This is a genomic window from Streptomyces sp. NPDC090798 (assembly GCF_044768965.1).
Classification (GTDB): Bacteria; Actinomycetota; Actinomycetes; order Streptomycetales; family Streptomycetaceae; genus Streptomyces.
In genome coordinates, this window is record NZ_JBIVXA010000027.1 from 1 (window position 1) to 19,834 (window position 19,834).

Consider the following 19,834-nt stretch of genomic DNA (forward strand, 5'->3'; position numbering starts at 1 on the left):
GGAGCCGGTCCACTTCCCCCAACCTCACTCCGGGAAGCTGCCCACGATCAGCCGAGATCACTCAACGTAACGAAGCACTACTAGGTCCTGTCCGGCGGATCAGGCGGGAAGGTGACGACAGGGCCCAGGACCGGGCCGGGAAGTCACCCCGGCCGGTGGCCCTGGCCGACAGTGACTCCCGGGCGGATGTCAGGGTGACGTCATGACCCTCTCCCCCGCCGCCCCCTCCGCTTCCGGCGCACGCCCCTTCGACGCGGTGCTCTGTGACGTCGACAACGTGATCCGCGTCTACGAACCGGCCCATCTGTACGCGCTGGAGCGCGCCGCCGGGCTGGCCGAGGGCACCACCATGAAGGTGGCCTTCGCACCGGAGACGGCGCTTCCGCTGGTGCTGGGCCGGATCACACCGGACGAGTGGGCGGGGTCGATCCTGCGGGGCCTGACCGGGCTGGTGCCCGACGGGACGGCGGTGGAGCTGAGCACGGCGCTCGTACGCTCGCCGTTCCACGCCGACGAGACGGTGGTGGCGCTGCTGCGCCGGGCCCGCGCCCGCATGCCCGTGGTCCTCGTCACCAACACCTCGGTCCAGCTGGAGGAGGACCTGGAGTCCCTGGGGCTGACGGACCTCGCCGACCACGTGGTCAGCAGCGCGCGGGTGGGCATCGCCAAGCCCGACCGGCGCATCTACGACATCGCCGTCGAGCGGGCGGGCGTACCGGCGGAGCGCTGCCTGTTCGTGGACGACACCCTGGAGAACGTGGAAGCGGCGGCCGCGCTCGGCATGCGGACCGTCCACTACCGCACGCCGGAGGATCTGCGGGGCGCGCTGAACGGCCTGTGAGGCCGAGAACGGCATCGTGCTGCCGGGACAAGAACGAGGGGCACCCTGGCGGGTGCCCCTCAAGTCCCTGGCGCCGAGGGTGGGTTACGGCAGGTTGCGCGCCATCACGATGCGCTGGACCTGGTTCGTGCCTTCGTAAATCTGCGTGATCTTGGCATCGCGCATCATGCGCTCGACCGGGTAGTCGCGCGTGTAGCCGTAGCCGCCGAGGAGCTGGACGGCGTCCGTGGTGACCTCCATCGCCACGTCCGACGCGAAGCACTTGGCCGCGGCGCCCTGGAAGGTGAGGTCCTTGTCGCCGCGCTGCGACTTGGCCGCCGCCGCGTACGTCAGCTGGCGGGCGGCCTCGATCTTCATGGCCATGTCGGCGAGCATGAACTGGATGCCCTGGAAGTCGGCGATCGGCTTGCCGAACTGCTTGCGCTCCTGGACATAGCCCTTGGCGTAGTCGAGGGCGCCCTGCGCGATGCCGAGCGCCTGCGCGGCGATCGTGATGCGGGTGTGGTCCAGGGTCTTCATGGCCGTGGCGAAGCCGGTGCCCTCCTCGCCGATCATGCGGTCGGCCGGGATGCGGACGTTGTCGAGGTAGACCTCGCGCGTCGGGGAGCCCTTGATGCCGAGCTTCTTCTCGGGGGCACCGAAGGAGACGCCCTCGTCCGACTTCTCGACGACGAAGGCCGAGATGCCCTTCGAGCGCTTGGTGGGGTCGGTGACCGCCATCACCGTGTAGTACTCCGACTCGCCCGCGTTGGTGATCCAGCGCTTCACACCGTTGAGGACGTAGTCGTCGCCGTCACGGACGGCCTTCGTCTTCATGCCCGCCGCGTCCGAGCCCGCGTCCGGCTCCGAGAGGCAGTACGAGAACATCCCGTCGCCCTTGGCGAGAGGGGTCAGGTACTTCCGCTTCAGGGCCTCGGAACCGGAGAGGATCACCGGGAGCGAGCCCAGCTTGTTCACGGCCGGAATCAGGGAGGAGCTGGCACAGACACGCGCCACCTCCTCGATCACGATCACTGTGGCGAGCGCGTCGGCGCCCGCGCCGCCGTACGACTCCGGCACGTGCACGGCGTGCAGGTCGGAGGAGACCAGGGCGTCCAGGGCCTCCTGCGGGAAACGGGCTTCCTCGTCCACCACGGCCGCGTACGGCGCGATCTTCGCCTCGGCCAGCGAGCGGATCGCGTCACGGAGCATGTCGTGCTCCTCGGACGGGCGGTACAGGTCGAAATCAGCCGATCCGGCCAAGGTCTCTCACGCTCCAAGCACGCTAATTACCGTTAAGTAACCCAAATTTTAGGGGTCCGCCCACGGGAGGGATACGTGAGCTTGGCGACAGGGGGGAACCTGCCCGATGAGGGGCCCGAACATGCCCCGACTATGCTCGGGCAGCGCACTGAAGCCATACATCCCAGGAGCATCCATGGCCCTCAAGATCACCGTGATCGGCACCGGCTATCTCGGCGCCACCCACGCCGCGGCCATGGCCGAGCTCGGGTTCGAGGTACTGGGTCTCGATGTCGTCCCCGAGAAGATCGAGATGCTGCAGCGGGGTGAGGTCCCGATGTACGAGCCGGGGCTCGAGGAGCTGCTGCGCAAGCACGTGGCGGGGATCGAGGGATCCACCGGCCGACTGCGCTTCACCATGGACTGGGCCGAGGTCGGGGAGTTCGGCGACGTCCACTTCGTCTGCGTGAACACGCCGCAGAAGCACGGGGAGTACGCCTGCGACATGTCGTACGTCGACGCCGCCTTCGAGGCGCTCGCCCCGCACCTGAAGGGGCCCGCCCTCGTCGTCGGCAAGTCCACCGTGCCGGTGGGCTCCGCGGAGCGGCTGGCGCGCACGCTCGCCGAGCTCTCCCCCGCCGGTGAGGACGCCGAGCTCGCCTGGAACCCGGAGTTCCTGCGCGAGGGCTTCGCCGTCCAGGACACGCTGCACCCCGACCGTCTTGTGGCCGGCGTGCGCAGCGAGCGGGCCGAGAAGATCCTGCGCGAGGTGTACGCGACGCCGGTCTCCGAGGGCTCGCCCTTCGTCGTCACCGACTTCCCGACCGCCGAGCTGGTGAAGACCTCCGCGAACTCCTTCCTCGCGACCAAGATCTCCTTCATCAACGCCATGGCCGAGGTCTGCGAGGCCGCCGGCGGCGATGTCGCCCTGCTGGCCGAGGCCATCGGGCACGACGAGCGGATCGGACGGAAGTTCCTGCGGGCGGGGATCGGATTCGGCGGCGGCTGTCTGCCGAAGGACATCCGCGCCTTCATGGCCCGGGCCGGTGAGCTCGGCGCGGACCAGGCGCTGACCTTCCTGCGCGAGATCGACTCCATCAACATGCGCCGTCGCGGCCAGATGGTGGAGATGGCCCGGGAGGCGCTGGGCGGTGGATCCTTCCTCGGCAAGCGGGTCGCCGTGCTCGGCGCGACCTTCAAGCCCGACTCGGACGACGTCCGGGACTCGCCCGCGCTGAACGTCGCCGGGCAGATCCACCTCCAGGGCGGCCAGGTGACCGTCTACGACCCGAAGGGCATGGCGAACGCCAAGCGGCTCTTCCCCACGCTCGGGTACGCCGACTCCGCGGTCGAGGCCGTGCGTGGCGCCGACGTCGTCCTGCACCTGACCGAGTGGCGGGAGTTCCGCGAGCTGGACCCGGCGGTGCTGGGCGAGGCCGCCTCGGCCCGGGTGCTCCTGGACGGCCGCAACGCGCTCGACCCCGAGGTGTGGCGCCGGGCCGGATGGACGTACCGGGCGATGGGTCGGCCGACCGCCTAGGTCCTGTCGGTGCTTCGCGGGTGATCCGGTAGTGCTGCGCAGGTGACGGCGGTCCGGCCGAGGCTCAGTCGGCCGGACCGCCGTCGGCACATATTCTCCACCCTCCCGGCGACCGGTGTGGCCGGTTGTCCCACTTCGCGCCCACGGACGGGCTACTTCGCGCGGTAACGGCGCATCTTCGCGCGCGCCCCGCAGACCGACATCGAGCACCAGCGGCCGCGGCCGGCCGGGGAGCGGTCGTAGTACGCCCAGTGGCAGGTCGGTGCCTCGCAGGCCTTCAGCCGCAGCCAGGTGCCCTCGACGAGCGCCTCCGCGAGGGCCGCCGCGACGCGCGACGCGAGTGAGGCGGCCGCGGGGACGAGCCGCGCCGCGCCGTCGTGCTCGTCGACCGTCACGTGCAGCGGGGCCCGGGCCAGCAGCTCGCCGAGGGGGGGCACCGCGCGGTGCGCCGGGTGGCCCGCGTGCGCCAGGCAGGCCGCGCGCAACGACTCGCGCAGCTCGCGGGCCGTCTCCGCCTCGCCCTCCGCGAGGCCGAAGGGCGCCCGGCCCTCGGCGGTGTCCAGCGAGTCCGCGCCCGACTCGATGTCCAGGGTGTTCACCAGCGACTGGATCAGAGCCAGACCGCCGGGTGCGGGCGCACGGTCATTCATGGTTGCGACGTTACCTCCTATGCGGGAGCATGCAGTAACCGTTACCTCTTGAAGAGGCATAGAGGTAACTCGTCGGTGTCGTTGGTAACCCATCGGAGGAAGTCATGGCTCTCGCCAAGCTGGGTGTCGTCGTCCTGGACTGTCCCGACCCGCGCGCCCTCGCCGGGTTCTACGCGCAGGTGCTCGGCGGCAGCGTGGAGGAGGACCCCGGGGACAGCTCATGGGTGGACCTGAAGGTGCCGGACGGTCAGGCGCTCGCCTTCCAGCAGGCGCCCGACTTCGTCCCGCCGCGGTGGCCCGCGCCGGACGGCTCGCAGCAGTTCCACCTGGACCTGGTGGTGGAGGATCTGGACGCGGTCGAGAAGGAGGTGCTGGGGCTGGGCGCGAAGCCCCTGGACACCGAGGACCGTTCACGCACCTGGCGGGTGTACGCCGACCCGGCGGGGCACCCCTTCTGTCTCTGCGCCTGCTGAGGACGAGGAGGAGAAGCGGGCGAGGCCGATGCCAAGGGGGCCTACGTACGTCGGTCAGGCGTCCCCGGCCGCGTCGATCACCTCGTCCAGCGTCTCCCGGGAGCGCACCAGGTCGGCGATCACACGGTCGATGCGGTCGCGTTCCGCGGTGAGGTCGGCGACCAGCCGCGGGGTGGCGGTCGCGGAGGGCCCGCCGTCCTGGTCGCGCATGCACGGCAGCAACTGCCGGATCTTCGGGCTGTGCAGCCCCGCCGCGTACAGCTCCTGGATCCGTACCACCCGGTCGACGGCCGCCTCCGCGTAGTCGCGGTGTCCGCCGGGCGTGCGCTCGGACGCCAGCAGCCCCTGGGTCTCGTAGTAGCGCAGCGACCGCTCGCTCACGCCCGTGCGCCGGGCGAGTTCACCGATCCGCATTCCGCCTCCGCCGTCCGGGACTTGAATCTGACACCCGTGTCAGGTTCTAGCGTACGGCCATGACACGGACGACGGACTTCCTGGCCCCGGCCCGGCTCGGCCGGCTCGGGCTCCCCCACCACCTCGTGATGGCCCCGCTCACCCGCAACCGCGCGGAGGCGGACGGCACCCCGGGCCCCCTCATGGTCACCCACTACGCCCAGCGCGCCACGGCCGGTCTGCTCATCGGTGAGGCGTCGACGCCGAACGCGGTCGGCCAGACGTACCCGAACATCACCGCGATCCACACCGACCGGCACGAGGCCGGGTGGCGGCGGGTCACCGAGGCGGTGCGGGCGGCGGGCGGGCACATGTTCCTGCAGCTCCAGCACGGTGGGCGGGTCAGCCATCCGGCGACCACCGGCCTGACCCCGGTCGCGCCCTCCCCCGTGCCGCTGCCGGAGACGATCTTCACTCCGCGGGGGCACCGGCCCGCCGTCGTACCCCGGGAGATGACCCGCGACGACATCCGCGCCACCGCCGCCGACTTCGCCGCGGCCGCCCGCCGCGCCGTCGCGGCGGGGTTCGAGGGCGTCGAGGTGCACTCGGCCAACGGGCATCTGCTGCACCAGTTCCTCGCCGGAAACACCAACCGCAGGACGGACGGGTACGGCGGCCCGGCCGGGCGACGGGTGCGGTTCACAGCGGAGGTCACCGAGGCGGTGGCCGACGCGATCGGCGCCGACCGGGTGGGAGTGCGGATCTCCCCCGGCAGCACCGTCAACGGCGTGCGGGAGGACGACACCGAAGCCCTCTACCCCGCGCTCCTGGCCCGGCTGAAGGAGCTGGACCTCGCCTATCTGCACCTCGTGCACGCCGACCCGGACACGACGGTGTACCGGCGGATCCGCGCCGACTGGCCCGGCGTCCTGATCGGCAACCCGGTCCTGACCGGCCTCACCACCGAGGCCGTCACCCGGGCCGCCCGGGACATGCTGGCGGCCGGCGCCGATCTGGTCGCCCTCGGCCGCCCGTTCCTGGCCAACCCGGACCTGGTGCGACGGCTGCGCCTGGGCGCCCCGCTCAACCCGGTCCGGGACCAGTACCTGATGTACGTGGGCGGGGCGGACGGCTACACCGACTACCCCGCCCTGGACGCTCAGGCCCCGTTGCCGTCGAGGGACTCGATCGTCGCGACGGACGGACCGCGGGTGGCCTGAAGACCGCGCGCCACGTCTTCCGCGGCACCCAGCACCCGTACCGCGTTCTGCCAGGTCAGCTTGGCGAGGTCGGTCTTCGACCAGCCGCGGTCCAGCAGCTCGGCGATCAGGTTCGGGTAGCCGGAGACGTCGTCGAGGCCGTCCGGGGTGAACGCCGTGCCGTCGTAGTCGCCGCCGATGCCGAGGTGGTCGACGCCGGCGACCTCGCGCATGTGGTCGAGATGGTCCGCCACCGTCGACACCGTGGCGACGGGGCGCGGGTGGGACTCCTCGAAGACGCGGTGGACCTTCATGCCCTCGGGGGTGGTGTCGAGGTGGTGGAAGCCGTTCGCGCGCATGTTCTCGTCGGCCGCGGCCGTCCAGTCGACCGCCGCCTGAAGGACGAATTTCGGTACGAACGTCACCATCGCCACTCCCCCGTTGGCGGGCAGCCGCTCCAGCACGTCGTCCGGGATGTTGCGCGGGTGGTCGCACACCGCGCGCGAGGAGGAGTGGGAGAAGATCACCGGCGCGGAGCTCGTGTCGAGCGCGTCCCGCATGGTCGTCGCCGCGACGTGCGAGAGGTCGACCAGCATGCCCTCGCGGTTCATCTCCCGTACGACCTCACGGCCGAAGGCCGACAGACCGCCGACGGCGGGCACGTCCGTCGCCGAGTCCGCCCACGCGATGTTGTGGTTGTGGGTGAGGGTCATGTAGCGCACACCCAGCGCGTACAACCCCCGCAGCACGGCGAGGGAGTTGTCGATGGAGTGGCCGCCCTCCGCGCCCATCAGGGAGGCGATACGGCCCTGCGCGCGCGCCGCCTCCATGTCGGCGGCGGTCAGCGCGGCCCGCAGGTCGGAGGGGTGACGGTCGATCAACCGCCGTACGCAGTCGATCTGTTCCAGCGTCGCGGTGACCGCGCCCGGCAGGTCCGAGCGCACGTACACCGACCAGAACTGCGCGCCGACGCCGCCGGCGCGCAGCCGGGCCAGGTCGGTGTGCAGGTGGGCGCTCTGGTCGGCGGCGATGTCGCGGGCACCGAGGTCGTAGCGGACCTGTTCGCGCAGCGCCCAGGGGAGGTCGTTGTGGCCGTCGACGACGGGGAAGTCGGCGAGGAGGGCGCGGGCCTCGTCGGCGGACGACGTGGACGTGGCGGATGACGTGGAGGTGGCCATGCGCGTCACTTCCCGGAGCCGAAGCCGAAGCCGCCGCCCGCGCCCTCGACCTTGGCGCGCAGCCGCTTGCCCTTCTCGGTGGCCTGGTCGTTCAGCTCCTGCTGGAACTCCCGCATGCGGGTGAGGAGTTCCTCGTCGTGCGCGGCGAGCATCCGGGCGGCCAGCAGGCCCGCGTTGCGCGCGCCGCCGACGGAGACGGTCGCGACCGGCACACCGGCCGGCATCTGCACGATCGACAGCAGCGAGTCCATGCCGTCGAGGTACTTCAGCGGGACGGGCACACCGATGACGGGCAGCGGGGTGACGGACGCGAGCATGCCGGGCAGATGGGCCGCCCCGCCCGCGCCCGCGATGATCGCCTTGAGACCGCGCCCCGCGGCCTGCTCGCCGTACGCGATCATCTCGTGCGGCATGCGGTGCGCGGAGACGACATCCACCTCGTAGGGGATCTCGAACTCGTCCAGCGCCTGCGCGGCCGCTTCCATGACGGGCCAGTCGGAGTCCGACCCCATGACAATGCCTACGACGGGGCTCATTCGGTGATCGTGCCTCTCAGGTAACCGGCTGCGTGGCGGGCGCGCTCGAGGACGTCGTCCAGGTCCTCGCCGTAGGTGTTGACGTGGCCGACCTTGCGGCCGGGCTTCACGTCCTTGCCGTACATGTGGATCTTCAGCTGGGGGTCGCGGGCCATGCAGTGCAGGTACGCGGAGTACATGTCCGGGTAGTCGCCGCCCAGGACGTTGACCATGACCGTCCACTTGGCGCGCGGGCGCGGGTCGCCCAGGGGGAGGTCCAGGACCGCGCGGACGTGGTTGGCGAACTGGGAGGTGATCGCGCCGTCCTGGGTCCAGTGGCCCGAGTTGTGCGGGCGCATGGCCAGTTCGTTGACGAGGATGCGTCGGGCGCCGTCGGCAGTCACGGTCTCGAAGAGCTCGACGGCCAGGTGACCGACGACACCGAGTTCCTTGGCGATGCGCAGCGCGAGCTCCTCGGCCTGGAGGGCCAGCTCGTCCGGTATGCCGGGCGCGGGGGCGATCACCGTGTCACAGACGCCGTTGACCTGCTGGGACTCGACCACGGGGTAGGCGACCGCCTGGCCGTGCGGGGAGCGGACGACGTTCGCCGCGAGTTCCCGCACGAAGTCGACCTTCTCCTCGGCGAGGACGGGCACGCCGGCCCGGAAGGGGTCGGCCGCCTCCTCGATCGACCGGACGAACCAGACGCCCTTGCCGTCGTAGCCGCCGCGGACCGTCTTGAGGATGATCGGGAAACCGTCGCCCTCGGCCCCTTCGGCGAGGCCCTCCGCCGCGAACGCGGCGACGTCCTCGACGTCGGTCACGATCCGGTGCCGTGGGCACGGCACGCCGATCTCGTCGAGTTTCGCGCGCATCACGCCCTTGTCCTGGGCGTGCACGAGCGCGTCCGGGCCGGGGCGGACGGGGATGCCGTCCGCCTCCAGGGCACGCAGATGCTCGGTGGGTACGTGTTCGTGATCGAAGGTGATCACGTCGCAGCCCCGCGCGAACTCACGCAGCGTGTCGAAGTCGCGGTAGTCGCCGATGACGACATCGCCGACGACCTGCGCCGCGGAATCCTGAGGGGTGTCACTGAGGAGCTTGAACTTGATGCCGAGCGGGATGCCCGCCTCGTGTGTCATACGAGCGAGCTGGCCCCCGCCGACCATGCCGACTACCGGGAACGTCACGCTCCAAGGGTATCGGTCGCGCCAGGGGGGCCGGTTTCCGCGCCTGCGCCCGGCTGTGATTCCGGCGTGGCCCCGGCTGTGATCCCGGCCGCGGCCCGGGTTTTCCCTCGCTGTGACCCGCTCTTTCCGGTCCCGTGAGGCCCTCCACAGGCACGAGGGCGGCCCGCTGGATAGAGTGGCTGGGTTGAATTTTTCGACCGATGTCCGACCTACGGGGGCTGGCGACACCATGGGCAGTGCTTCTTCGGGGCTTCACGTACGGCCCCGCAGCGCGGTTCGCCGCCGGTTCGACCAGCTGTTCCGGGAGATCGCGAAGTTCGGAGCAGTCGGCGGAGCGGGGCTTCTCGTCAACCTGGTGACCTTCAACCTGGTGCGTAGCGCGACCGGGCTGCAGGTCGTACGGGCGAGTGTCATCGCCACGATCGTCGCAATCGTCTTCAACTACATCGGGTTCCGCTACTTCACGTACCGGGACCGTGACCGGGGCGGCCGCACCAGGGAGATGGGCCTCTTCGTGCTGTTCAGCGCGGTGGGGCTGGTCATCGAGAACGGTGTGCTGTACGTGGCGACGTACGGGTTCGGCTGGGACAGCCCGCTGCAGAGCAACATCTTCAAGTTCCTCGGCATCGGCATCGCGACGCTGTTCCGGTTCTGGTCGTACCGCACGTGGGTGTTCCGTACGGTCCCGGGCGAGGCACGTGAGGTCCTGGAGAGCGCGGAGGCGCTCCTCGACGAGGAACCGGAGCCTCGGCGGTCCCGGGCACGGGCCCGGGCGAACTGAGCCGTCCAGGGCCGGTCCAGGGCTGTCCGACCGTCCGGGGCTATCTGACCGTCCGGCGCTATCTGACCGTTCGTTCCTCGTCCTCCACCAGTGGTGGCCTCTTCAGCGGGGTGCGGGAGAGGAACAGGCCGAACACCGGCGGCTGTGCCTGGAGCATCTCCAGGCGGCCCCCGTCCGCCTCCGCGAGGTCGCGGGCGACCGCGAGGCCGATGCCCGTGGAGTTGCGGCCGCTGATCGTGCGCTCGAAGATGCGGGCGCCCAGGTCGGTGGGGACACCGGGGCCCTCGTCCGTGACCTCCACGACGGCCTGGTTGCCCGTGACACGGGTGCGCAGGGCGACCGTGCCGCCCCCGTGCATGAGCGAGTTCTCGATGAGCGCGGCCAGGACCTGGGCGACCGCGCCCGGCGTGCCGACGGCCTGCAGATGCCGCTTGCCGGAGCTGACGATGGCGCGGCCCGCGCTGCGGTAGGCCGGGCGCCACTCCTCCAGCTGCTGCTTGATGACCTCGTCGAGGTCGAAGGTGACGGCGGAGCCGGTCCGGGGGTCGCGGGCGTTGGTGAGGAGCCGCTCCACCACGTCCGTGAGGCGCTCGACCTGTGTCAGGGCGATCGTCGCCTCCTCCTTCACGTTGTCCGGGTCATCCGTGAGGGTGATTTCCTCCAGGCGCATGGAGAGGGCCGTCAGCGGCGTACGGAGCTGGTGGGAGGCGTCCGCGGCGAGGCGGCGCTCGGCGGTGAGCATCCGTGCGATCCGCTCCGCGCTGCCGTCCAGGACGTCGGCGACACGGTCCAGCTCCGGGACGCCGTAGCGCTTGTGGCGCGGGCGGGGGTCGCCGGAGCCGAGCCGCTCCGCGGTCTCCGCGAGGTCGGTGAGCGGGGAGGCGAGGCGGTTGGCCTGCCGTACGGCCAGCAGGACCGCGGCGACGATCGCGAGCAGCGCGACCGCGGCGATGATCAGGAGGGTGCGGCCGACCTCGCGCGTCACGGCCGAGCGGGGCTCCTGGACGGTGACCGTCTCGCCCTCCTCGCCCTTGGCGGTGGAGTGGATGACGTCGCCGCTGGGCTGGAGGCCGAGCTCGACGGGGGCCTGGCCGGGGATGCGGATCACGGCGTACCGGTCTTCCGCGACCTGGTTCTTGAGGATCTCCGCGTTGACGTGCTCGTCACCGAGGATGCGGCTGTCGACGATGCTGGCCAGGCGCAGGGCCTCGGAGTCCACGCGTTCCTGGGCGCTGTTGCTGATCGTGCGGGTCTCGACGATCACGAGGGACACACCGAAGACGGCGATCACGACGAGCACGACGGAGAGCGTGGACTGGATGAGACGGCGACGCACGGGGTCCTCCGGGCAGGTGGCTGTACGTGGACCAGTGTGCCTTGACGCCGCGCTGGGCTGGGCTGGGGCGGGCGTTCGGGTGGCCCGCGGTTCTTGGCCGCGGGTGGATGGGGTGCGGGTCGGGTCGTTCCCCGTCCGCGGGCCGGTGGGGGCTGATCACGCGGTTCCCCGCGCCCCTGGGGCGGGGCTTCGCCCCGCATCCCCGGCCCCGCCCGGAGTCGCTCCCAGCCCCCGCCGCCGCAGGGCCTCAGCTCTTTTCGAAGCGGAAGCCGACGCCTCGTACCGTCGCGATGTAGCGGGGGTTCGCCGCGTCGTCGCCGAGCTTCTTGCGGAGCCAGGAGATGTGCATGTCGAGGGTCTTGGTGGACGACCACCACGTGGTGTCCCAGACCTCGCGCATCAGCTGGTCACGCGTGACGACCCGGCCGGCGTCGCGGACGAGGACCCGCAGCAGGTCGAACTCCTTCGCCGTGAGCTGGAGTTCCTCGTCGCCCATCCAGGCGCGGTGCGACTCGACGTCGATGCGCACCCCGTGCGTGGCGGGCGGCTGCTGCGGCTCCGCGGCGCCGCGCCGCAGGAGGGCCCGGACACGGGCGAGCAGTTCGGCAAGGCGGAAGGGCTTGGTGACGTAGTCGTCGGCGCCCGCGTCGAGACCGACGACGGTGTCCACCTCGTCGGCGCGCGCGGTCAGGATGAGGATGGGGACGGTGTGGCCTTCGGCACGGAGGCGGCGGGCCACTTCGAGGCCGTCCATGCCGGGCAGGCCCAGGTCCAGGACGACCAGGTCGACGCCGCCCTGCATTCCGGCGTCGAGCGCGGTGGGTCCGTCCTCGCGCACTTCGACCTCGTAACCCTCCCGGCGCAGGGCGCGGGCCAATGGCTCCGAGATGGACGCGTCGTCCTCGGCGAGCAGTACACGGGTCATGGGGTGATGGTAGTCCGCCGCGGACAGCGCCTGTGGTGTGATCGCCGACCGTAATTCTTACCCGGGGCTGTACGGTTTCCCGCCTGCGGCTGTGGGAAGCGATCTTGCCCGGCACCTTCGAATAGGCATCCGTGGTTCCATTATTACCTGTGATCCATGTCTCAAGTCCTTCCATATGCCACATTGGGATGTCGTATGGTGACCAGACGCCTGTAGCACCAGTGAGGACCTTTGGCGCGCACTTGTCGCTGAAGGTCTCTTTCATGTGCGGGCTGGTGTTCGCCAGCCTTGAAAGGAATGACCTGTGGCCGGGCCCGAGCGCATCGATGCGTGACGGGCGTGGATCCCGGTGGTCGCCGTCCACCGCTTCGCAATCCGGAGCGGACTCCCCGTGGGCGTGGGGAAGGACGGGCGAACCCCGCCGGTGCCGGCCGCCCCCCACCGGGCGCGTAACGCTCAAGCAGCGCGTCCCGACCAGCAAGGAACGACCATGGCGTCCAGCCTGACGAAGGACTCGGTGACTCCGGGCACCCCCGGTTCCGAGAGGACCTTCTTCGGCCACCCCCGCGGACTGGCCACTCTCTTCATGACCGAGATGTGGGAGCGATTCTCCTACTACGGCATGAAGGCTCTGCTCCCGCTGTACCTGGTGGCACCGGGCGGCCTGCACCTGAGCGCGGCCACCGCGACCGCGATCTACTCGGTGTACCTGTCGCTGGTGTACCTGCTCGCCCTGCCGGGTGGCTGGTTCGCCGACCGTGTCCTCGGCCCCCGCAAGACGGTCGCCGTCGCGGGCGTCATCATCATGCTGGGCCACCTCACGCTGGCCCTGCCGTCGTCCGGCACGTTCTACGGCGGCCTCGGGCTCGTCGCGATCGGTTCCGGTCTGCTGAAGGCCAACATCTCCACGATGGTCGGTCACCTCTACGACGGCCCGGACGACCCGCGCCGTGACGGTGGCTTCACGCTCTTCTACATCGGCATCAACGTCGGCGCCTTCGCCGCTCCGCTGGTCATCGGCACCGTCGGCGAGAACGTCAACTGGCACCTGGGCTTCGCGCTCGCCGCGCTCGGCATGGCGCTGGGTCTGGCCCAGTACCTGCTCGGCGGCCGTCACCTGAACCCGCGCTCGCACGAGGTCCCCACGCCGCTGTCGGCCCAGGAGAAGGCCGCGACCCTGCGCAAGTCCGCGCTGTGGGCGGCCGTCGCGGTGGTCTTCTACTGCATCGTCGGCTTCTCGGGGCACTACACCCTGAACTGGCTGCTGGTCCCGATCACCATCGCCGGTCTGGTCATCCCGGTCATGGTCATCGCCCGGATCAAGCGCGACAAGGACCTCGACCGCGCCGAGCAGTCGAAGATGTCCGCGTACATCTGGTTCTTCGTCGCCGCGGCCGTCTTCTGGATGATCTACGACCAGGGCGGCTCGACCATGTCGATCTTCGCCGACTCCTCCGCCGAGAACACGATCTTCGGCTGGGAGTTCCCGGTCTCCTGGTACCAGTCCGTCAACCCGGTCATGATCATGGCGCTCGCGCCGGTGTTCGCCTGGGCGTGGCTGGCGCTGAACAAGCGCGGCAAGGAGCCGAGCACGGCCACCAAGTTCGCGTCGGGTCTGATCCTGATCGGTGCCTCGTTCTTCCTGTTCCTGGCCCCGCTGACGATCGCCGAGGGCGGTCACAAGGCGGCCGCGATGTGGCTGGTCGCGATCTACTTCGTGCAGACCGTCGGTGAGCTGACGCTCTCCCCGGTCGGCCTCTCCGTCACCACGAAGATGGCTCCCGCGAAGTACGCCTCCCAGATGATGGGTGTCTGGTTCCTGGCCGTCACCGCCGGTGACGCCACGACGGGTCTGCTGTCCATCGCCAACGTCGACCTCAACAAGACGGGCATCGTCGCCCTGGAGGCCACGCTCGCCGTGATCGCCGGTGTCGCGGTGTGGATGTACCGCAAGAAGGTCAAGGTCCTGATGGGCGACGTCCACTGACGCACGCCGCCATGTAGGCGCTGTTCTCCGACCGAAGGGCCGTCGCACCAGCGGGTGCGGCGGCCCTTCGGCGTGCGCGGGTACGGACGGAAAGTCTCCCCGGGGTCAGTCCCGCAGGCTCCGTACGAAGCGCAGGCCGGGGCGGCCGCCGATCTCGATCTCACCTGTGGGCAGGAATCCGGTGCGGTCCAGTACGGCTCGCGAGCCGGCGTTGTCGAGTGTCGTGCGGGCCCACAGCGTCGTCAGCCCGTACTCCCCGCCGGCCAGGGCGCAGGCCTCACGGACAGCGGCGGTGGCCAGGCCGCGCCCGGCGGCCCGCTCGGCGATCCGGTATCCGAGCTCGGCCGTACCGTCCACCGCGTCGATCAGGTTGACCCGTCCCAGCAGCTCACCGTCGCCGCCCACCAGGACATGGAAGAAGCACGTCCCTGTGGCCTGCTCGGCCAGCAGGGCGCTGTGCCGTGCGTCGAAGCCGGCGAAGTAGTCGTCGCCCCGGTCGGACACGGAGGCGGCGAAGTAGGCCCGGTTCTCCTTCTCGAACTCGAGAAGCGCCGGGGCGTGATCGGGGCGAAGGAGCTGGAGTCGGGGCACGCGCCGATGCTACGCACCTGCCCCGAGACTCCGAAAGCTCAGCGTGTGCGGCGGTGCGGCATGAACGTGAAGATCGCTCCGCCCAGCAGGATCACCGTCCCCGCGACCAGGCCGAGTGCCCTGAGCATGCCGTGGTCGTCGGCGCCCGTCTGGGCGAGGCCACCGCTGGAGCCGCCCGAAGAGCTGCCCGAGTTACCCGAGGAGCCCGAGGAGCCCGAGGAGTCACCACCCGACGCGCCGCCCGCCTGTTGGGTGGTGTCCAGGGTCAGGGAGACCTCGGACTTCGTCGGGGTGCAGGTCGTGGTCGTACCGAGGGCCATGATCGTCAGCACGCCCGGGGACAGCGTCGACCGCCCGCTCGCGCCCGGCTTGTACGTGCCCGTGAGGTCGGGGATCTCGATCGGGTCGCCCGACTTGATCGCCTGGGAGTTGGTCGGCCCCTCGACATGGACCGTGCCCTTGTCCGAGCCGCCCAGGGCCACCTCCATCGACGGCTTGACCGAGTCCGCCGGGATGTCGGCCGGGCTGTCCATCACGGACTTCTTGAACTGGACGGTGAGGTCGAAACTCCCGCCGTTCCTCTTGGCGTCGATCTGCACGGGAGAGGTGGCGTTCTTGTCCCCGATGGGCGTCTTGCAGGCGTAGGGGACGGAGACTTCCTTGCCGGTGAAGTCGGTCTGGCCACTGTCACTGGGACTTGCCGACGACGATCCGGTGGGCTGCGTCGACGGTGTGGTGGAGGGAGTGGTCGTAGGAGTCGTCGAGGGCGTGGTGGAAGGAGTCGTCGTCGGTGTGCTCGAAGGAGTCGTCGACGACGCCGTGACCTCGATGGTCGCCGCCGGCTCCACCGTCTGGGTCGGTGCGCACTTCGTGTCCGTCGAGAAGGCGTTGATGCTGTACGCGTCCGGTGTCAGCGTCACCTTGCCCGGCGCCGTCAGTTTCAGCGTGCCCTTCATGTCGGAGAGCACCATCGCCCCGCCCTTGGGGATGGCCGGGTTCTCCCGAGGTCCCTGCATCGCCAGGTCGGCGGTCTGCGCACCGGCCGCCTTGAGGGTGCCGCTCGGCTGGACCGAGTTGGCCGGGAGGTCGATGAGGTCGGGGTTCTTCGAGGCGGCCTGGGTGAACTTCCAGACCACCGTGACCTCGTCGCCCACACTCGCCGTCGCGGGCGCGGTGATCTCCACCTTGGTGGTGCCCTCGACGGGATCCAGGCCGGAGGCCGGGGGCGGAACGCATCTGGTCGCGTAGGACACCTCGGCGGCCTGGGCGGGGCCCGCGGCCACGCCCACCAGAATGCCCGCGCCGCCGAGCATCAGCGCGAGCCCTGCCGCGCTCGTTCTGCGACCTCCGGGCACAACTCTCCCTCGCCTGTTCACGGGTTCCCCTTCGTCGTCGGACCGGTGTCGTGCGGTGCGGAGAGCTGACCGTTCGCCGCGGTCCCCGGAACGTTGTCCGGCGTGAACCACGGCAGGGTCGGGGTCGTAGCGGTGCCGGGTGGCACGGGTGTGGCCGCGGACGCGCTCGCTCCGGGCACCCGGGACGGGCTCGCCTCGGCCATGCGGAACGGGGCCGGCCTCGGCACACGGGAGGCGAGTTCGGGCAGGCGCAGGATCCGCTGGCGCCGCGCCCGCCCCGCCGGCCTGCGCGGGCGCACCCGGTCCACCACGGCCATCCCGACCCGGAAGACCGCGGCCGGCACCACCACGGCGAGCAGGATCCAGAAGAGGGTCACCCCCCAGGGGCGGCCCACCCCCCAGGGCTGCTCGGCGAGGACCTTCCCGCCGTACCGCAGCGAGACCGTGTAGTCGCCGTGCGCCCCGGCCGCGAGCTCGACCGGCAGCTTGACCTGCGCCTTCTTGCCGGGTGCGATCGTGCCGCGCCAGTCCTGTTCCTCCCACTGCGGCGCGAACACGCCGTGGGAGGTGCCGATCTGGAAGACGGGGTCCTTGACGGCGGCGGTACCGACGTTGCCGACGGTGAAGACGAGGCTGCGCGAGGCCGGCGCGCCGAACCAGGTCAGCAGCCCGCTCGACCCGTCGAGGCGGGTGTCGGTGAGCACCGAGAGCCGCCCCCCGCCCACCTCCTTCGGCAGTGGTTCTACTGAGTGCCCGGCGACCATGAAGATCGCGTCGGCCTCCGCCTTCTCCCCGGTGACCGTGGCGACGTGCACCACGCACGGGCACGGTTTCGGCGGTTCGGTGACCGGCAGTTCTTTACTGAAGTGGCCCTGCGCGTCGGTGGTGACGGCCCGGCCGTCGGCGTTGGCGCAGGAGTTGGTGCCGCCGATCACCCCGCGGGACGGCACGGCCTGCCCGCAGATCAGCATCATCAGCAGGGTCTTCGGCCGCCATCCGTTGCCGGTCACGGTGATCGAACCGCCCGTCCCCGCCTCGGACCTGGACAGGCTCACACCGGGTTTCCCGGCCGCGGACGCCGGGGACACCGGCCCCGCCAGCGGGGCCAGGACGAGCGCGAGCGCCGCCACCAGCGCCGACATCCGCGCCTTGCCGCTCAGGACTCCGCTCACGACACCGCTCCCGTCCACTCGACTTCCGTACGCGGCCGTTCACCCGTCCCGCCGTCCGTCGTACGACGCCTGTGACGTCGTACGCCCCACCAGGTGCCCAGCGCCGCGAGCCCCGCCCCGGCGGTGGCCGCGAGCGCGCCCCACGGCACGAACCGCACCGACGCGGACGCCGTGGCACGCGCCCCGCCCGCCGCGGTCACCGTCAGCCGTACGTCGACCGTGTCCAGCGCCGGGGGGTCGCGCCAGGGCTCGGTGAGCGTGACGCGGCGGCCGGGCAGGAGGTCGAGGGGCAGGGTGCGCGGGGCACGGTCCAGGGCGCGGCCGAGAACGCCGTCGGCGCGTACCGCGAGTCTCGGGGTGAGCACGGTGTTGCCGCGGTTGACCAGCTCGTAGGAGATGCGCCCGCCGTGCACGACGACGTGCTCGACGGTGAGCGCCGACACCGCGGGACCGCCGACCCGCAGCTGGACCCGGACCGCCGAGGACCGGCGGCCCGCGCCCGCCACGATCGCGCCGGGGTGGTCGCCGGGCGTCGCGCCGGCCGGGACGCTCACGGTGAACGGCACGTCGGCCCGGGTGTGCGCGGGCACCCGCAGCGAGAGCGTGCGCACCGGGACCCGGCGGCCGCCCCGGTCTCCGGCGAAGGCGATCCAGGCGCCCGTGTCCGTGGACTTTCCGGCGGCGCGCACGGTGAGGTCGCCGTCTTCGGTGGTGCCGGCGTCCGCGCCGCGCAGCCGCACGGTCACGGGCCGCGCGCCCGGGTTGAGCACGGACACGGAGTCCTGCAGCACCGTGCCGGGCGCGCCCTCCGCGTAGACATACGGCCGCCCGCCCGGCGCGCTCGCGGACGGCGCGAGGGACCAGCCGTCGTCGGCCGCGGCCACCGGGGCGGCGGCGGCCGACAGCAGCACGGCGACGGCACAGCGGAGGACGGGGGCGAACGGCATCGGCGGCTCCTGCTGGTCGTACGGTCGTACCGTCGTACGGGGGCGCGGCGCCCTCAGCGGCGGGTCGTCTGATGCCTGCGGGTCAGCCACAGCGTGCCCGCCGCGCCCGCGAGCAGCACCGTGCCGCCGAACGTGCCGAGGGCGATCGCCGAGTCGGCGGGGCCGGTCTGCGGGAGCTGGCCGCCGGAGTCGGTGCCGGTCGAGCCCGTCGAACCGCCCGAGCCGCTGGGTCCGCTGGATCCACCGCTTCCCGAACCGCCGCTCGCCGCCGTGACGTCGAGGGTCAGCGACGGCCCGGGGTTGTTCGTGGGAGTGCAGGTGGTCGTCGTGCCGAGCGCCTTGATCGTGAGCACGCCCGCGGTGAAGGTGACCTTGCCGGTCTTCTTCGGTGTGTACGTACCCGACAAGTCACTGATTTTGATCGGGGTGTTGGCGGGGATCGCGGCCGCGTTGGCGGGGCCGCTCACGGCCACCGTGCCGCTGTCCGCGCCGCCCACCTTGATCACGGCGCTCGGGCTCATCGCGCCCTTGCCGAGCTCCACCGGGCTGGAGGAGACGCCCTTCTGCCAGGACATGGTGAGCTGGTAGCCGCTGCCGCTCTTGACGCTCTTGATGTCGATGGGCGAGACGGCGCTCTTGTCGCCGATCGGCGTCTTGCACTGGTAGTTGACGTTCACCACGCCGGCCTCGGCGGCAGGGGCGGCCATCAGCACCGCCGAGCCGGCCAGGGCCGCGGCGAACGCGAGCGCGGCGGTTCGTTTCTGGTACGTCCGGTACGACACCTCGGGGCCTCATTCCTGACGGAACATCAGATCGGCCGTCAAGGTACGCCCGGTCCCTTGTGGAGGGAAGACAAAGTGCGCGCCGGATCCGAGGAGATCCGGCGCGCGTTCGGCGACGTACGAAGAAGGGTTCGAACCGCGGGTAACCCAAGGTCGGAGTCGCACCCGGGATCGGGTGGGCTACGCGGGCGCCCCGAGTTCCGCCCACACCGTCTTGCCGGTGGCCCCCGGAGTGCGTACGACTCCCCAGTCCAGGCACAGCCGCTGCACGATGAACATGCCGTGGCCGCCGGGGCGGCCGGCGCGGTGTGGGGTGCGCGGGGCGGGCTGGCCCGCGCCACGGTCGGAGACCTCGACGCGCAGCACCTTGTTGTCGCAGGCGATCCGGAGCTCGTCCGGACCCTCCGCGTGCAGACAGGCGTTGGTGACGAGTTCGGAGACGACCAGCAGGACGTCCTCGGCGGCGGCCCGCCGGTCGGCGCTCGCGGCGGGCAGCCAGCCCCACGCGTGCAGCGCCTGGCGGGCGAAGTCGCGGGCGAGCGGCACGACGCCGCTCTCGCCGTCGAAGCTCAGCCTGCGGGCCTGACGCCCCCCGGACGGGGCGGCCAGGCCGCCGCCCCCAGGTGCCCCGGAAGCGCCGCCGTCGCCCGATTCCGGGCCGCGGTCGCCCGGCGGGTAAGGCCGGGTGGTGCTCATCAGCGCTTCACCTCACCGATTCACCAGTTTCACGATTCAAGACTCAGTACTCAGCATGTGGT

General features: G+C 71.1%; 20 protein-coding genes. 6 read left to right on the forward strand and 14 right to left on the reverse strand.

Annotated elements, in window-relative coordinates; translation table 11 throughout:
* Positions 1-202 precede the first annotated feature (202 nt).
* Positions 203-841, forward strand: a complete 639-nt coding sequence (locus ACIQTP_RS39490; RefSeq protein ID WP_403409054.1) for an HAD family hydrolase — start codon at positions 203-205, stop codon at positions 839-841.
* A gap of 84 nt (positions 842-925) precedes the next feature.
* On the opposite strand, the gene ACIQTP_RS39495 is transcribed toward ACIQTP_RS39490, so the two are convergent.
* The gene (locus ACIQTP_RS39495) at positions 926-2,083 is read right to left on the reverse strand and encodes an acyl-CoA dehydrogenase (RefSeq protein ID WP_402042705.1); all 1,158 of its coding nucleotides are present in this window, start codon (positions 2,081-2,083) and stop codon (positions 926-928) included.
* Positions 2,084-2,258: 175 nt separating this feature from the next.
* Here ACIQTP_RS39495 and ACIQTP_RS39500 point away from each other — a divergent pair, with 175 nt between their 5' ends.
* Entirely contained in the window at positions 2,259-3,602 is a 1,344-nt protein-coding gene (locus tag ACIQTP_RS39500) for a UDP-glucose dehydrogenase family protein (RefSeq protein WP_403409056.1), read from the forward strand.
* Positions 3,603-3,754: 152 nt separating this feature from the next.
* Here ACIQTP_RS39500 and ACIQTP_RS39505 read toward each other — a convergent pair whose 3' ends face one another.
* Positions 3,755-4,252: a CGNR zinc finger domain-containing protein gene (locus ACIQTP_RS39505; protein ID WP_403409058.1), complete on the reverse strand. Its 498-nt coding sequence runs from the start codon at positions 4,250-4,252 to the stop codon at positions 3,755-3,757.
* A gap of 104 nt (positions 4,253-4,356) precedes the next feature.
* On the opposite strand from ACIQTP_RS39505, the gene ACIQTP_RS39510 reads away from it, so the two are divergent.
* Positions 4,357-4,725, forward strand: a complete 369-nt coding sequence (locus ACIQTP_RS39510) for a VOC family protein (protein ID WP_403409060.1) — start codon at positions 4,357-4,359, stop codon at positions 4,723-4,725.
* Between the two features lie 54 nt (positions 4,726-4,779).
* Here the strand turns inward: ACIQTP_RS39510 and ACIQTP_RS39515 are convergent, their stop codons facing one another.
* Positions 4,780-5,139, reverse strand: coding sequence for a MerR family transcriptional regulator (locus tag ACIQTP_RS39515; RefSeq protein ID WP_403409062.1), 360 nt, complete (start codon positions 5,137-5,139; stop codon positions 4,780-4,782).
* Positions 5,140-5,198: 59 nt separating this feature from the next.
* Here ACIQTP_RS39515 and ACIQTP_RS39520 point away from each other — a divergent pair, with 59 nt between their 5' ends.
* The gene (locus tag ACIQTP_RS39520) at positions 5,199-6,338 is read left to right on the forward strand and encodes an alkene reductase (RefSeq protein ID WP_403409064.1); all 1,140 of its coding nucleotides are present in this window, start codon (positions 5,199-5,201) and stop codon (positions 6,336-6,338) included.
* Here ACIQTP_RS39520 and ACIQTP_RS39525 read toward each other — a convergent pair.
* From ACIQTP_RS39525 to ACIQTP_RS39535, 3 genes are read right to left on the reverse strand one after another with little or no spacing between them, the layout of a single operon-like run.
* Complete coding sequence (locus ACIQTP_RS39525; RefSeq protein ID WP_403409066.1) at positions 6,278-7,495, reverse strand: dipeptidase; 1,218 nt, start codon at positions 7,493-7,495, stop codon at positions 6,278-6,280. The genes ACIQTP_RS39520 and ACIQTP_RS39525 overlap by 61 nt on opposite strands.
* A gap of 5 nt (positions 7,496-7,500) precedes the next feature.
* Entirely contained in the window at positions 7,501-8,031 is a 531-nt protein-coding gene (gene purE / locus ACIQTP_RS39530) for a 5-(carboxyamino)imidazole ribonucleotide mutase (RefSeq protein ID WP_402042684.1), read from the reverse strand.
* On the reverse strand, positions 8,028-9,200 hold the full coding sequence (locus ACIQTP_RS39535; RefSeq protein WP_403409068.1) for a 5-(carboxyamino)imidazole ribonucleotide synthase: 1,173 nt from the start codon (positions 9,198-9,200) through the stop codon (positions 8,028-8,030). Before ACIQTP_RS39535 ends, purE begins: the two co-directional genes overlap by 4 nt.
* Positions 9,201-9,429: 229 nt before the next feature.
* On the opposite strand from ACIQTP_RS39535, the gene ACIQTP_RS39540 reads away from it, so the two are divergent.
* Positions 9,430-9,981 (forward strand): GtrA family protein, encoded by a 552-nt coding sequence (locus ACIQTP_RS39540; RefSeq protein ID WP_403409070.1) that lies wholly within the window; start codon positions 9,430-9,432, stop codon positions 9,979-9,981.
* Between the two features lie 58 nt (positions 9,982-10,039).
* Here ACIQTP_RS39540 and ACIQTP_RS39545 read toward each other — a convergent pair whose 3' ends face one another.
* Together ACIQTP_RS39545 and ACIQTP_RS39550 are read right to left on the reverse strand one after the other, a co-directional pair.
* Positions 10,040-11,317, reverse strand: a complete 1,278-nt coding sequence (locus ACIQTP_RS39545) for an ATP-binding protein (RefSeq protein ID WP_402042675.1) — start codon at positions 11,315-11,317, stop codon at positions 10,040-10,042.
* A gap of 247 nt (positions 11,318-11,564) precedes the next feature.
* Positions 11,565-12,242 (reverse strand): response regulator transcription factor, encoded by a 678-nt coding sequence (locus ACIQTP_RS39550; protein ID WP_018566970.1) that lies wholly within the window; start codon positions 12,240-12,242, stop codon positions 11,565-11,567.
* 490 nt (positions 12,243-12,732) lie between these two features.
* Here ACIQTP_RS39550 and ACIQTP_RS39555 point away from each other — a divergent pair, with 490 nt between their 5' ends.
* Positions 12,733-14,229: an oligopeptide:H+ symporter gene (locus ACIQTP_RS39555; RefSeq protein WP_403409073.1), complete on the forward strand. Its 1,497-nt coding sequence runs from the start codon at positions 12,733-12,735 to the stop codon at positions 14,227-14,229.
* Between the two features lie 105 nt (positions 14,230-14,334).
* Here ACIQTP_RS39555 and ACIQTP_RS39560 read toward each other — a convergent pair whose 3' ends face one another.
* The 6 genes from ACIQTP_RS39560 to ACIQTP_RS39585 all read right to left on the reverse strand — a co-directional run bounded on the left by ACIQTP_RS39560 (position 14,335) and on the right by ACIQTP_RS39585 (position 19,772).
* Positions 14,335-14,820: a GNAT family N-acetyltransferase gene (locus ACIQTP_RS39560; protein WP_403409075.1), complete on the reverse strand. Its 486-nt coding sequence runs from the start codon at positions 14,818-14,820 to the stop codon at positions 14,335-14,337.
* A gap of 38 nt (positions 14,821-14,858) precedes the next feature.
* Positions 14,859-16,133: a hypothetical protein gene (locus ACIQTP_RS39565; RefSeq protein ID WP_403409244.1), complete on the reverse strand. Its 1,275-nt coding sequence runs from the start codon at positions 16,131-16,133 to the stop codon at positions 14,859-14,861.
* Between the two features lie 59 nt (positions 16,134-16,192).
* Positions 16,193-17,317, reverse strand: coding sequence for a hypothetical protein (locus ACIQTP_RS39570; protein ID WP_403409247.1), 1,125 nt, complete (start codon positions 17,315-17,317; stop codon positions 16,193-16,195).
* A gap of 26 nt (positions 17,318-17,343) precedes the next feature.
* Complete coding sequence (locus ACIQTP_RS39575) at positions 17,344-18,294, reverse strand: hypothetical protein (protein WP_403409077.1); 951 nt, start codon at positions 18,292-18,294, stop codon at positions 17,344-17,346.
* Between the two features lie 53 nt (positions 18,295-18,347).
* A complete protein-coding gene (locus tag ACIQTP_RS39580) occupies positions 18,348-19,076 on the reverse strand; it encodes an LPXTG cell wall anchor domain-containing protein (protein ID WP_403409079.1) in 729 nt (242 codons plus the stop codon).
* A gap of 180 nt (positions 19,077-19,256) precedes the next feature.
* Positions 19,257-19,772, reverse strand: coding sequence for an ATP-binding protein (locus tag ACIQTP_RS39585; RefSeq protein WP_403409081.1), 516 nt, complete (start codon positions 19,770-19,772; stop codon positions 19,257-19,259).
* Between the last annotated feature and the right edge of the window lie 62 nt (positions 19,773-19,834).

Bases quoted from the DNA above. Each gene is read 5' to 3' on its own strand.
- ACIQTP_RS39515 (WP_403409062.1), bottom strand. From the start codon at position 5,139: ATGCGGATCGGTGAACTCGCCCGGCGCACGGGCGTGAGCGAGCGGTCG.
- ACIQTP_RS39525 (WP_403409066.1), bottom strand. From the start codon at position 7,495: ATGGCCACCTCCACGTCATCCGCCACGTCCACGTCGTCCGCCGACGAG.
- ACIQTP_RS39540 (WP_403409070.1), top strand. From the start codon at position 9,430: ATGGGCAGTGCTTCTTCGGGGCTTCACGTACGGCCCCGCAGCGCGGTT.
- ACIQTP_RS39565 (WP_403409244.1), bottom strand. From the start codon at position 16,133: ATGCTCGGCGGCGCGGGCATTCTGGTGGGCGTGGCCGCGGGCCCCGCC.
- ACIQTP_RS39570 (WP_403409247.1), bottom strand. From the start codon at position 17,317: ATGTCGGCGCTGGTGGCGGCGCTCGCGCTCGTCCTGGCCCCGCTGGCG.
- ACIQTP_RS39510 (WP_403409060.1), top strand. From the start codon at position 4,357: ATGGCTCTCGCCAAGCTGGGTGTCGTCGTCCTGGACTGTCCCGACCCG.
- purE (WP_402042684.1), bottom strand. From the start codon at position 8,031: ATGAGCCCCGTCGTAGGCATTGTCATGGGGTCGGACTCCGACTGGCCC.
- ACIQTP_RS39585 (WP_403409081.1), bottom strand. From the start codon at position 19,772: ATGAGCACCACCCGGCCTTACCCGCCGGGCGACCGCGGCCCGGAATCG.
- ACIQTP_RS39555 (WP_403409073.1), top strand. From the start codon at position 12,733: ATGGCGTCCAGCCTGACGAAGGACTCGGTGACTCCGGGCACCCCCGGT.
- ACIQTP_RS39505 (WP_403409058.1), bottom strand. From the start codon at position 4,252: ATGAATGACCGTGCGCCCGCACCCGGCGGTCTGGCTCTGATCCAGTCG.
- ACIQTP_RS39520 (WP_403409064.1), top strand. From the start codon at position 5,199: ATGACACGGACGACGGACTTCCTGGCCCCGGCCCGGCTCGGCCGGCTC.
- ACIQTP_RS39575 (WP_403409077.1), bottom strand. From the start codon at position 18,294: ATGCCGTTCGCCCCCGTCCTCCGCTGTGCCGTCGCCGTGCTGCTGTCG.
- ACIQTP_RS39550 (WP_018566970.1), bottom strand. From the start codon at position 12,242: ATGACCCGTGTACTGCTCGCCGAGGACGACGCGTCCATCTCGGAGCCA.
- ACIQTP_RS39500 (WP_403409056.1), top strand. From the start codon at position 2,259: ATGGCCCTCAAGATCACCGTGATCGGCACCGGCTATCTCGGCGCCACC.
- ACIQTP_RS39490 (WP_403409054.1), top strand. From the start codon at position 203: ATGACCCTCTCCCCCGCCGCCCCCTCCGCTTCCGGCGCACGCCCCTTC.